This is a genomic window from Mycobacterium sp. SMC-13 (assembly GCF_045311035.1).
In the GTDB taxonomy this organism is placed as follows: Bacteria; Actinomycetota; Actinomycetes; order Mycobacteriales; family Mycobacteriaceae; genus Mycobacterium.
On record NZ_JBJIAI010000002.1, the window covers coordinates 554,389 to 567,920 of the forward strand.

Annotated in this window: 10 protein-coding genes; 5 read left to right on the forward strand and 5 right to left on the reverse strand. The window is 67.9% G+C overall.

The annotated features are described in order from the left end of the window. The first annotated feature begins 31 nt into the window (after positions 1-31). Positions 32-4,525: an ATP-dependent helicase gene (locus ACJH6I_RS05895; protein ID WP_318986408.1), complete on the forward strand. Its 4,494-nt coding sequence runs from the start codon at positions 32-34 to the stop codon at positions 4,523-4,525. Positions 4,526-4,558: 33 nt separating this feature from the next. Further along, on the forward strand, positions 4,559-5,107 hold the full coding sequence (locus tag ACJH6I_RS05900; protein ID WP_318986407.1) for a hypothetical protein: 549 nt from the start codon (positions 4,559-4,561) through the stop codon (positions 5,105-5,107). Here ACJH6I_RS05900 and ACJH6I_RS05905 read toward each other — a convergent pair. The 3 genes from ACJH6I_RS05905 to ACJH6I_RS05915 form a co-directional block, all read right to left on the reverse strand. Next, the gene (locus ACJH6I_RS05905) at positions 5,104-6,360 is read right to left on the reverse strand and encodes an HNH endonuclease signature motif containing protein (RefSeq protein WP_318986406.1); all 1,257 of its coding nucleotides are present in this window, start codon (positions 6,358-6,360) and stop codon (positions 5,104-5,106) included. The two genes, ACJH6I_RS05900 and ACJH6I_RS05905, sit on opposite strands and share 4 nt — an antisense overlap. A 58-nt stretch (positions 6,361-6,418) precedes the next feature. After that, complete coding sequence (locus ACJH6I_RS05910) at positions 6,419-7,657, reverse strand: thiolase family protein (RefSeq protein ID WP_318986405.1); 1,239 nt, start codon at positions 7,655-7,657, stop codon at positions 6,419-6,421. Positions 7,658-7,747: 90 nt separating this feature from the next. After that, positions 7,748-8,692, reverse strand: coding sequence for a MerR family transcriptional regulator (locus tag ACJH6I_RS05915; RefSeq protein WP_318986404.1), 945 nt, complete (start codon positions 8,690-8,692; stop codon positions 7,748-7,750). Positions 8,693-8,791: 99 nt separating this feature from the next. On the opposite strand from ACJH6I_RS05915, the gene ACJH6I_RS05920 reads away from it, so the two are divergent. Together ACJH6I_RS05920 and nei2 are read left to right on the forward strand one after the other, a co-directional pair. Continuing rightward, positions 8,792-9,763, forward strand: a complete 972-nt coding sequence (locus ACJH6I_RS05920) for a nitronate monooxygenase (protein WP_318986403.1) — start codon at positions 8,792-8,794, stop codon at positions 9,761-9,763. After that, entirely contained in the window at positions 9,763-10,563 is an 801-nt protein-coding gene (gene nei2 / locus ACJH6I_RS05925) for an endonuclease VIII Nei2 (RefSeq protein WP_318986402.1), read from the forward strand. Before ACJH6I_RS05920 ends, nei2 begins: the two co-directional genes overlap by 1 nt. On the opposite strand, the gene ACJH6I_RS05930 is transcribed toward nei2, so the two are convergent. Then, positions 10,465-11,610 carry an acyl-CoA desaturase gene (locus ACJH6I_RS05930; protein WP_318986401.1) on the reverse strand — a complete coding sequence of 382 codons (1,146 nt, stop codon included), beginning with the start codon at positions 11,608-11,610 and terminating at the stop codon, positions 10,465-10,467. The genes nei2 and ACJH6I_RS05930 overlap by 99 nt on opposite strands. Before the next feature lie 36 nt (positions 11,611-11,646). After that, the gene (locus ACJH6I_RS05935; protein WP_318986400.1) at positions 11,647-12,699 is read right to left on the reverse strand and encodes a ferredoxin reductase; all 1,053 of its coding nucleotides are present in this window, start codon (positions 12,697-12,699) and stop codon (positions 11,647-11,649) included. A 145-nt stretch (positions 12,700-12,844) separates the two neighbouring features. On the opposite strand from ACJH6I_RS05935, the gene ACJH6I_RS05940 reads away from it, so the two are divergent. Further along, a complete protein-coding gene (locus ACJH6I_RS05940) occupies positions 12,845-13,525 on the forward strand; it encodes a TetR family transcriptional regulator (protein ID WP_318986399.1) in 681 nt (226 codons plus the stop codon). Positions 13,526-13,532 lie beyond the last annotated feature (7 nt).

A 13,532-nucleotide genomic window follows, 5' to 3' on the forward strand; every position in this document is an offset into this window, starting at 1 on the left:
GCATGTCAGACCCGACGGGCAGTATGGACACGTGAATCCACTCGACAGGTTCAGTGACCTGACCCGGGAGTGGTTCGCGGCTGCCTTCAGCACGCCCACCCCGGCCCAGGAGCAGGCCTGGCAGGCCATCGCCGACGGCCACAACACGCTGGTCATCGCCCCGACCGGGTCCGGCAAGACGTTGGCGGCGTTCCTCTGGGCCATCGACCAGCTGGCGCAGGAGCCCGCCAACACCAACGGCGCCAAGGGCACAAAAGTCCTCTACGTCTCGCCGCTGAAGGCCCTCGCGGTCGACGTCGAGCGCAACCTGTCCACGCCGCTCACCGGCATCACGCGGGTGGCCGAGCGCGTGGGCGCACCCGCGCCCGAGATCACCGTCGGGGTGCGGTCGGGTGACACGTCGCCGGCGCAGCGGCGCCAGCTGATCGCGACGCCGCCGGACATCCTGATCACCACACCCGAGTCGCTTTTCCTCATGCTGACGTCGGCAGCCCGCGAGACGCTGGCGACGGTGCGGACCGTCATCGTCGACGAGGTACACGCCGTCGCCGCCACCAAGCGCGGCGCACACCTGGCCCTGTCGCTGGAACGTCTCGACGAGCTGCTCGACAAGCCCGCCCAGCGGATCGGCCTGTCCGCGACCGTCAAGCCACCCGAGGAGGTCGCCCGGTTCCTGTCGGGAGCGGCCCCCACCAGCATCGTCAAACCGCCGGCCGCCAAGACCTTCGACCTGAGCGTCGAAGTACCGGTGCCGGACATGGCCAACCTCGACGGCGGCACCATCTGGCCCGATGTCGAGGAACGCATCGTCGACCTGATCGAGTCACACAATTCGTCGCTGGTGTTTGCCAACTCCCGGCGCCTGGCCGAACGGCTCACCGCGCGGCTCAACGAGATTCACGCCGCCCGCTCGGGCATCGAACTGCCCAATGAACGCAACCCGCAGGTCGGTGGCGGCGCGCCCGCCAACCTCATGGCCAGCGGGCAGACCTTCGGCGCGCCGAGCCTGCTGGCCAAGGCCCACCACGGCTCGGTCAGCAAGGAGGCCCGGGCGCAGGTCGAAGAGGATCTCAAGAGCGGCCGGCTCAAAGCCGTCGTCGCCACCTCCAGCCTGGAACTCGGTATCGACATGGGCGCCGTCGACCTGGTCATCCAGGTCGAGGCGCCGCCTTCGGTGGCCAGTGGTCTGCAGCGCATCGGCCGCGCCGGCCACCAGGTCGGTGAAATCTCCGAGGGTGTGCTGCTGCCCAAGCACCGCACCGATCTGATCGACTGCGCCGTCACCGTGCAGCGGATGCGCGCGGGCGAGATCGAGACCCTGCAGGTGCCCACCAATCCCCTCGACGTGCTGGCCCAGCACACCGTCGCGGCGGCGGCTCTCGAGCCCCTCGATGCCGACCGCTGGTTCGAAGCCGTCCGCCGTAGTGCCCCGTTCGCCGCCCTGCCGCGCACCGCCTTCGAAGCGACGCTCGACCTGCTGGCCGGCAAGTACCCCTCGACCGAGTTCGCCGAGCTGCGGCCGCGTCTGGTCTACGACCGCGACACCGGCACCCTGACCGCCCGGCCGGGCGCGCAACGGCTGGCGGTCACGTCCGGCGGGGCGATCCCGGACCGCGGCATGTTCACCGTCTACCTGGCCACGGGTGACGAAAAGCCTTCGCGGGTAGGTGAACTCGATGAGGAGATGGTCTACGAGTCACGGCCCGGCGACGTCATCTCCCTGGGCGCCACCAGCTGGCGGATCACCGAGATCACCCACGACCGGGTGCTGGTGCTGCCCGCGCCCGGCCAGCCCGCGCGGTTGCCGTTCTGGCGCGGCGACGCCGTCGGCCGTCCCGCCGAGCTGGGTGCGGCGATCGGCGCCTTCACCGGGAAGCTCGCCGGACTGCCTCGCGCCGAGTTCGACGACTACTGCAGCACAATGGGTTTCAACGGCTACGCCACCGACAACTTGTGGCAGCTGCTCGACGAGCAGCGGCAGGCCACCGGTACGGTGCCCACCGACACCACGTTCGTGGTGGAACGGTTCCGCGACGAGCTCGGCGACTGGCGGATCGTCCTGCACTCCCCCTACGGGCTGCGGGTGCACGGGCCGCTGGCGCTGGCGGTCGGCCGACGCATCATGGAGCGGTACGGCATCGACGAGAAGCCCACCGCATCCGACGACGGCATCGTGCTGCGGCTGCCCGACACCGGGGAAAACCCGCCCGGCGCAGACATTTTCGTCTTCGATGCCGACGAGATCGAGCCCATCGTCACCGCTGAGGTCGGCGGGTCGGCACTGTTCGCGTCGCGTTTCCGTGAATGCGCGGCACGGGCGCTGCTGCTGCCGCGACGCCATCCCGGCAAGCGGTCGCCGCTGTGGCATCAGCGGCAGCGCGCCGCGCAGCTGCTCGACATCGCCCGCAAGTACCCGGATTTCCCGATCGTGCTGGAGACGGTGCGGGAATGCCTACAGGACGTCTACGACGTGCCGATGCTCATCGAGTTGATGCGCCGCGTCGCACAACGCCGCATCCGGGTGCTCGACGTGCAGACCGCCACGCCGTCGCCGTTCGCCGCATCGCTGCTGTTCGGTTACGTCGGCGCGTTCATGTACGAGGGCGACAGCCCGCTCGCCGAACGCCGGGCTGCCGCACTGTCGTTGGACGCCACCCTGTTGGCCGAGCTCCTGGGCCGCGTCGAGCTACGGGAACTGCTCGACCCGGACGTGGTCACCGCCACCATCCGGCAACTGCAACATCTGACCGAAGACCGGGCCGCGCGCGACGCCGAAGGCATCGCCGACCTCCTGCGGCTGCTCGGGCCGCTCACCACCGAGGAACTCCGGCAGCGTTGCACCGCAAGCGATGTCGAGGCCTGGTGCGCCACCCTGCAAGCTGCCAAGCGCGCCGTCTCGGTGACCTTCGCCGGCCAGAGCTGGTGGGCCGCCGTCGAAGACATGGGCCTGCTGCGCGACGGCCTCGGTGTCGCGGTGCCGGTCGGCGTGCCGGCCAGTTTCACCGCCACGGTGACCGACCCGCTGGGTGAACTGCTCGGCCGCTACGCCCGAACCAACGGCCCGTTCACGACGACGCAGGCCGCCGCCCGGTTCGGTCTCGGTCACCGGGTGACCGCTGATGCCCTGAGTCGGATGGTTCTGGACGGCAAGCTCATTCGCGGTGAGTTCACCGATCTGCCGGACAGCGTCGACCAGCAGTGGTGTGACGCCACGGTGCTCAAGATTCTGCGGCGCCGGTCGCTGGCCGCACTGCGGGCCCAGATCGAACCCGTCAGCACCGCCGCGTACGCCCGGTTTCTGCCGGCCTGGCAGCAGTTCGGTGATGCCCGCGGCATCGACGGCCTGGCGTCGGTCATCGAACAGCTTGCGGGCGTGCCGATTCCGGCGTCCGCGGTCGAGCCGCTCGTGTTCGGCCAGCGGGTGTCGGACTATCAGCCGGCGATGCTCGACGAACTGCTGGCCTCCGGTGAGGTCACCTGGTCGGGCGCCGGCCAGATCGGCGCCAACGACGGCTGGGTCGTCTTCCATCGAGCCGACACCGCGCCGCTGTCACTGGCGCCGGGCACCGAGATCGAGTTCACCGACGCGCACCGCGAGCTGCTGGACACGCTGAGCAACGGCGGCGCCTACTTCTTCCGGCAACTCGCAGCAGAGGACAGCACCGATGCGAAACAGGCACTGTGGGAACTGATCTGGGCCGGCTGGGTCACCGGTGATACCTTCGCGCCGGTACGGGCGCTCCTCGGCAACGCGGGACGCAAACCCGGTGGATCGCACCGGCAGCGGCAGCAGCGTCCGCCCCGGCTCAGCCGGTACAGCGTCGCCCGGCCGCAGGCCCGCACCGTCGATCCCACTGTCGCCGGCCGGTGGTCGGCCCTGCCACCCGCTGAGCCGGAATCCACGACACGGGCACACTTTCAGGCCGAGCTGCTCCTCAACCGCTATGGCGTCGTCACGCGTGGCGCGGCCGACGGTCTGCCCGGCGGGTTCGCCACCCTCTACAAAGTGTTGACCGCGTTCGAGGAGGCCGGACGCTGCCAGCGCGGGTATTTCATCGAGTCCCTCGGTGGTGCACAGTTCGCGGTGGCCTCGACGGTGGACCGGCTGCGCAACTATCTCGACAACGTCGACCAGAGCAGCCCCGACTACACCGCCATCGTGCTCGCCGCCACGGACCCGGGAAATCCCTACGGCGTCGCGCTCCCCTGGCCCGAGGCAGCCGGCCACCGGCCGGGCCGCAAGGCGGGCGCGCTGGTCGCGTTGGTCGACGGCGAGTTGGTGTGGTTCCTGGAGCGCGGCGGAAAATCGTTGTTGTCGTTCGGCGCCACCCCGGAACAACAACGCGCGGCGGCCGGTGCGCTGGCCGAGCTGGTGAGCACCGGTCGGCTGCAGTCGCTGTTGATCGAGAAGGTCAACGGGGAGCCGGTATTGGCCCCTACCCCCGACGCGGCGCAGGCCGAGGTCCACGCCGCGCTTGCCGACGCCGGTTTCTCCCGAACGCCGCGAGGGCTGCGGCTGCGCTAGGCCTCCGGCAAGACGTTCGGCAGTATCGACCGCATGGAAAGTGGGTTGTCAGACGCCGCCATCGCCGCGATGACGCCGGCGCAGCGGCACGACCTGATCATGCGCTTGCAGCGTCCACTGGATGAAGTGTTCCCGCCTGCGATGGCGAGGAGAATGCGGCGCATCCGGCTGACGGTGATGACCGGCAGCTGCATCGTGCTGATTCCGTGGGTCGTCTACCTCGGATTCACGCTTCCGGACACCTACACGGCGCACAACTGGCCGACGACCTGGATCGGTTTCGACGGTCTCCTCGTCGCCTTCATGGCCACGACCGCGGTGCTGGGCTGGTTGCGTCGTCAACTCGTGCTGCTCACCGCGTTCACGACCGGGGTGCTGCTGGTCTGTGATGCCTGGTTCGACGTCATGACGTCCGATTTCGGCCACGACTCGACGGTGCCGTTGGTCACCGCGGTATTGATCGAACTGCCGCTGGCGGTGCTCATGATGACCGGCGCCATCCGGATTCTGCGTCTGACCGCGACGCGGCTGTGGTTCCTCGAACCCGGCGCACCGCTGTGGCGGCTGCCGCTGCTGCCCTAGTTGGTCGACGGTGTGGGTGGTGGTTCGAAGGGTTGGTACCACCACCATTGAGCGCGTTCCCCGGTGGGTCCGGGGCAGGGCGGCACATCAGGGCGGGCCGTGGTGGGTGGCCGGGCCAGGGATCCGCCGTCGAGTGGGCGGCCCGCGGCATCGGTGACGACGAGTCGGTCGGGCGGTCCGGTGATGGTGATGATGCCTTTGTGGTGCAGGCGGTGGTGGTAGGGGCACACCAACACCAGGTTGTGCAGTTCGGTCTCCCCGCCGTTCTCCCAGTGAATGATGTGATGCGCATGCAAGCCGCGGGTCGCCCCGCACCCGGGGACCCGGCAGCAGCGGTCGCGGTGTTCCAGCGCGCGGCGCAGCCGGCGACTGATGGTGCGGGTGCTGCGCCCGGCCCCGAACGGCTGACCGTGCCTCTCGAGCCACACCTCGCACGTCGCATCGCACAACAGCAGTTGGCGTTCCTCCTCGGTGAGCACCGACCCCACATGCAAGGCGGCCGTGCGCTGTTCGAGGTCAACGTGCACCACCACGGTGGTGCGCTGCCCATGCGGACGGCGTGCCACGTCGGCATCCCAACCGGCCTCCACCACGCTCATGAACGCATCCACCTGGTTCGGGAACGGCGGTGCCTGCTCCGACACTTGCCCTTCGGTGTCCTCGTGGTCGCGTTTCCAGTCCGCGACCAACGCATCCTGATGCGACGCCAGCGCCGCATCGAACTTCGCCGCCTCCAACTTCGGTAGCCGGATTTTGTAGGTGACCGAGCCATCGTCATGGCTGGTCTTGGCGATCGACCGCGGCACCTCCGGCTGCGGCTCAGGCTCCGGGCGCGGCTCCAGCTTCACCGCCGTCCGCAACTGGGTCACCGTGGCGGATTCGGCGAACTGCGCGTAATGCTCATCAGAACCGTCGGCCGCGTGTTCGGCGACCACCCCGACCTGATCCAGCGACAACCGCCCCTGGCGCATCGCCTCGGCGCAGCGCGGGAACTCCTCGAGCCGGTGCTCCACCGCCATCATCACTTCCGCATTACGCGGCGAGACACCGGTTTTCCATGCCATCAACGACGCCATCGACCGGGCACCGGTGGCACCCCAGAGCCCGTCCCGGTCGATCTCGGCGGCAATCTGCACCAGCCGCGCGTCGATCGCGTTGCGCTGACCGGTCAGCTCACCGATCTCGGCGAAGTACGCATCCATCCGCTCGCACGGCGACGACTCAACATCGAAAGCCGTTGCGCTGCTGGACATAACACCATCAAACCAGAGGGGTACGACAAAAAATCGCACCCAGTCGCTCGCCTACTCCTCAAGCAGCAGAGGGATTTTCGAGCACAATGGCAACGCCTTGACCCGATCCGACGCAGACGCCGATGGCTCCGTAGCGGGCATTGCGCTCGCGCAGTTCGGTGGCCAGGGTCAGGACATACCGGGCACCGGTGGCGCCGAACGGGTGGCCGATCGCCACGGCGCCCCCGTTGGGTGTGAGCTTCTCGTCGGGCACGACGAATCCGTCGAGCTGATTGGGCAGCTCGCGCAACACCCCGAGGGCCTGCGCGCTGAACGCTTCGTGGACCTCCCAGACATCGATCTGCTCAGGCGTCAGACCGGCACGTTTGATGGCCAGGGGCAGGGCCCACGCCGGTGCCAGCCCCATGAACAGCGGGTCGATCCCGTACACCGCCGAGGACACCACCCGCGCCAACGGCTCGACGCCGAGTTCCGCCGCGCGCTCCCCCGACGCCAGTACCAGGGCGCTGGCGCCATCGGTGAGCGGCGTCGAATTGGCCGCGGTCATCTGGGTCGTACCCGGCTGCGGTCGTAGTGCCGCCAGCTGCTCGGCCGTGGTCTCGTCGCGGATGAATTCGTCGTGCTCGAAAAGCCGCGCCGGCGCCTTCTTCGTCGCGGTGATCTCGACCGGCATGATCTCCTTGGCCAGGCGCCCGGAATCGCGGGCCGCCTTGGCATTTCGCTGCGTGCGCAGCGCGAAGGCGTCGATCTCCTCGCGCGTCATCCCGTAGCGATCAGCCACCTTCTGCGCGGTCTCGATCATGCTGATGTAGGCGTTGCGCGCCAACAGCGCGGGGTTGGGCGGGCCGCCGGCACCGGCCCACATGGTGTCGAGCAGGATGACCGGCCCGCGCGGCGCGAACGGTGCGTCGCCTTTCATGTAGGCCCAGCCCGATCGCGACATCGACTCGACGCCGCATGCCATCCCCACGCCCAGGTCGCCGGCCCGGATCGCGTGCGCGACGTTGATCGTGGCGCTCAGCGACGAACCGCAGAACCGGTTGATGGTCGTCCCGGCCACGGTGTCCGGGAATCCGGCGGCGAGCGCCGCCCAGCGGGCGACGTCACCCATCCCCTCGTGGGCAGGGTTCACACAACCGGCGACGACGTCCTCGATGGCGCCGAGTTCGACGCCGACGCGTTCGCACGCGCCTTTCATCGTCATTCCGAGGAGGTCATCGGTGCGGATGTGCGACAGCGAGCTGCCGTACCGCGCAAATGGAGTGCGGACACCACCAAGCACAAATGCTTCTGTCATCAGACGTCTCCCGCTCGATGTCGAGCCGAGCGTACCGCTGACGACGCTCCGCCAGAGGGCGATCCGCCAGGGCCGCGCGAGCAGCAGACGCTAGGCCGGGTGCGCGCGCAACCAGTCCAGCACCTGCTGCGCGTGCGTGTTCGGCGGGAAGATCGGGTAGAAGACGTGCTCGATGTGGCCGTCGCAGATCACCATGGTGAGTCGGGTGTAGAGGCGCGGATGCCCGTCGGCAGCGAACGTCGGGAGCCGCAGCGCGTCGGCCAGAACGAACGTCTCGTCGGACAGCATGTGGAACGGCAGCCGCAGCCGCCGCACCACTTCCGCCTGATAGTCGACGTCCTGGCTGGACATTCCCCAGACCTGGCTCGCCCCAGCGGCTTTCAGTTCGGCGAAGTGGTCACGGAAGTCGCATGCCTCGGTGGAACACCCTCGGGCCCCGGGAATCGCATCCCAGCCCGCGGGGAGGTCAGCACCGGGACGGCCGGTCAGTGGATACAGATACACGATCGTCCGCCCCGCCGGCAGCTGCCGCAGCTGGACTTCCCCGCCGCCGCTCGACCTCAGCGTGATGTCGGGGACCTCCAGGCCGACGAGATGATCAGCGGCACCGTCGTTTTCGGGGACAGGCAGGCCGGCGGGGAGCGTCGTGAAATCTGTCAACGGTTCGTCCTTCTTGTCGAATGCTCGGCATGCGGCCGCGTCGAGCCGCGCCGCGAGGTCGTGTCGGCGCCGCGTCAGCGACGCGATGGTCTCGTCGAGGACGGCGATGCTGTCCCGATACGCCACGAGCGACTCGGGACACTCGTCGCTGTGTTCGTGGCCATGACGAAGGCAGTCGATGAACGGTCCGGCCTTCGACGGGGCGATGCCGACGGCGGCGAGAGCACGCACCTCGCTGACGATCTGCACATCCTCTTCGGAGTAGTCCCGGTAGCCGTTGGGCAGGCGCGACGGCGCCAGCAGGCCGAGGTCCTCGTAGTACCGCACGGCCTTGGTCGACGCGCCCGTCCGCCGGGCCAGCTCGGAAATCTGCATGGTCAATGTCCTCAATCGAGAGGGTAAACATTGCCGCCGGGGGCAAGGTCAACTTCCGCGGCCGCGGGACCCGCTCACACCGAGTCCTAGAGTGAAGCCATGGCCCTGCACACCCCGTTGACGGAACTGTTCGGCATCGAGCACCCGATCGTCCTGGCCCCGATGGGCGACGTATCCGGTGGCCGGCTGGCAGCCGCGGTGTCGGAGGGTGGCGGGCTGGGCCTGATCGGCGGCGGCCGCGGCGACCTCACGATGCTCGCCACCGAATGCCAGTTGGCCAAGCAGGGCACCGAAAAACCCTGGGGCGTCGGCCTACTCACCTGGGCGGTCAATCAGGAGATCATCGACTGGGTGATCGCGCAGCAGCCCGCCGCCATCATCTTGTCGTTCGGCGACCCGGCCCCGTTCGCCAAAGCGATCCACGACGCCGGCATTCCGCTGCTGTCCCAGGTCCACAGCCTCGATGAGGCCAAGCAGGCCCTCGACGCCGGAGTCCAGGTGCTGGTCGCGCAGGGCCGGGAAGCCGGGGGCCACCACGGCGGCCGGTCGACGTTGCCGTTCGTCCCCGCGGTCGTCGACATCGCGCACGGCATCCCGGTTCTTGCCGCCGGTGGGATTGCAGACGGCCGCGGCCTGGCCGCTGCACTGACGCTCGGCGCCGCGGGCGCCATGATCGGCACCCGATTCGAGGCCACCCACGAGTCCCTGCTCAGCGCCGCCGAGTCGAAGGTCATGCTCAAGGCGAAGGCGGCGGACACCACGAGCGGACGCGCCATCGACATCGCCGCCCGGCCCGTCGAAACGCGTTGGCCCGCCGAGTATCCGGCGCGCACGTTGCGCAGCGTCTTCACCGACACGTGGCAGGACCGCGACGCCGAGCTCGACGCGGATCCCAAGGCACAAAACGAGTTCCGCACCAAGGTCGCCGAGCTGGACATGGACTACGTGCCGATCTGGGCCGGTGAGGCCCTCGACCTGATCGACGAGCTGGAACTGGCCGCTCCCCTGGTCCAGAAAATCGCGCACGACGCCGAACGCGCGCTGACCCGAGCCCACGCCTACATCCGCTGATGCCCGAAGGCGACACCGTTTTTCACACCGCAGCGATCCTCCGTGAGGCGCTGCAGGGAAAGACGCTGACGCGCTGCGACATTCGCGTCCCGAAGTTCGCCACCGTCGACCTCACGGGCCAGACGGTCGAGGACGTCATCAGCCGCGGCAAGCATTTGTTCATCCGCACGGCCGAAGCCAGCATCCACTCGCATCTCAAGATGGAGGGCAAGTGGCAGGTCAACACCAGGCCCCGCCGGCCCGACCACAAGACGAGAATCATCCTGGAAACCAAGGACATTCAAGCGGTGGGTTCAGAACTCGGCATCCTGGAAGTCCTCAAGCGGGACCACGACGAGGAGCCCGTCAAGCACCTCGGCCCGGATCTGCTCGGCCCGGACTGGGATCCACACCGGGCTGCCCAGAACCTCACCCAGGACCCCGACCGGCCACTGCATGAAGCACTACTCGACCAACGCAACCTCGCCGGCGTCGGCAACGTCTACGCCAATGAGCTGTGTTTCATCGTCGGCCGCCGCCCGACCGCCCCGGTCAGCACAGTGAAAGACCCGCTGCGGCTGGCGCAGCGGGCCCGGGACATGTTGTGGCTGAACAGAAACCGATGGAGCAGGACTACAACGGGCGATACCCGGCCCGGCCGTCAACTCTGGGTTTACGGCCGGGCCGGGCAGGCGTGTCGCAGGTGCGGGACGCTGATCGAATCAGGCGACCGGAACCGGCACCAGAACCTCGACGTCGTCGGCGACCTCAACAACCTCCGTGACCGGATCACCTTCTGGTGCCCGCTTTGTCAGCCATGAGTCCGGCAGGGCCAGGCGGCAGATCTTCTTGACCACCGAGAAGAACTGCTTGTGGATCGGGCCGGTGTTGTAGGGCAGGTCGTACTTCTCGCACAGTGCCTTGACCTCGGGCGAGATTTCCGCGTAGCGGTGCGCCGGGATGTCGGGGAACAGGTGGTGCTCGATCTGGAACGACAGGTTGCCGCTGAAGATGTGGAACCACTTGCCGCCGGACAGGTTCGCCGAACCCAGCAGCTGGCGGTAGTACCACTGGCCGCGGGTCTCGCTCTTGGTCTCCTCGATGGTGAACTCGTGCGTGCCCTCGGGGAAGTGGCCGCAGAAGATGATCACGTACGACCACACGTTGCGCATCAGGTTCGCGGTCATGTTGCCGGCGAACACGAACGGCAGGAACGGCCCGGCCAGCAGCGGGAACGCCACGTAGTCCTTGATGGTCTGCTTACGGACTTTCGCCCACATCTCGCGCAGCATGTCCTTCTTGTCGCGCAGGCGGATTTCACCGGTGCGGATGCGCTCGGCCTCCAGCTCGTGCAGCGCGACGCCGTACTGGAAGAACACCATCAGCAGGAAGGCGTACACCGGGTTGCCCAGGAAGTACGGGCTCCACTTCTGGTCCTCGCTCATGCGCAGGATGCCGTAGCCGATGTCGCGGTCCATGTCGACGATGTTGGTGTAGGTGTGGTGCATGTAGTTGTGCGAGTGCCGCCACTGGTTGGACGGGCAGGCCGAATCCCATTCGAAGTTCTGGCCGCGCAGCGCCGGGTCACCCATCCAGTCGTACTGGCCGTGCATGACGTTGTGGCCGATCTCCATGTTGTCCAGGATTTTCGACAGGCCGAGCATCACGGTGCCGATGGGCCAGGCCGGCGGCAGGAACAGCAGGGCGCGGCCACCGACCTCCAGCTTGCGCTGCATGGCGATGATGTTGCGGATGTAGTCGGAGTCGCGGTCACCGAGGTCGGCGAGGTGGCGTTCGCGGATGGCGTCGAGCGCGCGGCCGAATTCGTCGAACTGCTCGGCGGTCATGGGGGCGGGACGTTGAGCCATGGTTCGTCTCCTTTGTGTGTGGGCTGGGTGGGTGGTCTAGAGGTCGATCTGGACGTCGCCGCACGGGGCGGTCACGCAGATTTCGATGTTTTCGTCGGGGGTTGTCGAGACGGCGCCGGTGATCAGGTTCTTCACGGGGCCGCTGATCTTCTTGCGCGTGCAGGTGTGGCAGATGCCCATGCGGCAGCCGTTGGTCGGGTTGAGGCCGGCGGCCTCGGCCTGCTCGAGGATCGAGCGACCGTCGTCGACGACGTCGACCTTGCTCTCGGTGAAGGCGACGCTGCCTCCGGAGGCCTCGGTCGGGACCGCGATGACCGGAGGCACGAAGCTCTCGGACTGCGCGCCCGGCAGCAGGTCCTTGACCGCATCGACGAGTGCCGGCGGGCCGCAGACGAACACCGCATCGGGGTTCGGCATGGCGGCGGCCAGGTGATCCGGGCCGAAGTGGCCGCTGAGGTCGCCGCGGTTGGACCGGGTGTAGCTGTGCAGCACCTTCACGCCGGGGGTGGCGGCCAGCTCGGTGGCGTACGCGGCCTCTTCGGGGTTGCGGGCGTAGTGGATGAAGGCCACCTCACCGTCGAAGTTCTCCTCACGCAGGGTGCGCAGCATGGACAGCACCGGGGTGATGCCGCTGCCGCCGGAGACCAGCAGGATGCGCCGGGGGCGCTGCTCGGGCAGGACGAAGTCACCACCGACGGAGTCGAGGTGGACGACCATGCCGGGCTCGGCGTGCTCGAACAGGTGGGTGGAGACCAGGCCGCCGTCGTGCAGGCCGACGGTCAGTTCGATGACCGGGCTGCCCTCGGAGTTGGCCGGCGAGTAGCACCGGGTGCGGCGACGGCCGTCGATCTCGACGGTCAGGTTGATGTGCTGGCCGGCTTTGAAGCCCTGCCAGGCGTCGTTGGGCTGCAGGGTCAGGGTGACGCTGCGCGGCGTCTGCCGACGGACCGCGACGACCTTGGCGCGGGCATCGTTGACAGTCCAGGTGCGGTCGAAAACCTCGGTGTACCGGTCCACGCCATGCGGGCCGGTGAGGATGCCAACCAGGGCGGAGCGCCGTACTCGGCGGCTCAAAGTTTCGGTGAACATGTGTACACAGTGGCCGACTCCAACCGTTTGCGTCAAGACTTAAAGTGCAGGTTGTTGCCCGGATCACAGGGTGAACATCCGTATCGATAACTCATACACATCTGTATCGATCTGCGGTTTCGGTGCGCTGTGTAAACTTTGTTCGGTGAACAGTCGTACCCCTGGTTCACGCGACCGGAGGTCCAGCCGCTCATCAAGCTCCCGCGTCCAGGACAACCTCTCTCGCGAAGAGCGCAAGGAAGCCACCCGCCGCGCCATCATCGCGGCCGCCCTCAAGCTGCTCGACGAGGACAGTTTCAGCGCGCTCAGCCTGCGTGAGGTCACCCGCGAGGCCGGCATCGTGCCGGCAGCCTTCTATCGGCACTTCGAAACCATGGACGCCCTCGGCCTGGTCCTGATCGACGAGTCGTTCCGCGCCCTGCGGGAGATGCTTCGTGGCGCCCGCGCCGGCCAACTCGATCCCAAGCGCATCATCGAGTCCTCGGTCGACATCCTGTTCAACAGCGTCGCCGAACGCCCCGAGCACTGGCGCTTCATCAGCCGCGAACGCAACAGCGGCGTCACCGCGCTGCGCTACGCGATTCGCACGGAAATCCGGTTGATCACCTCGGAGCTCGCGATCGACCTCGGCCGGCTGCCGGGGCTCACCACCTGGAGCGCCGAGGACCTGAACATCGTGGCCGGACTCTTCGTCAACACGATGATGACCACCGCCGAATCCATCGACGACGCCAACGACGCCAAGGCCCTGGACGACGTCAAACGGACCGCACGCAAGCAGCTGCGCATGATCGCCGTCGGCGTGGCCGGGTGGCACAGCGGCTAACGTCAGG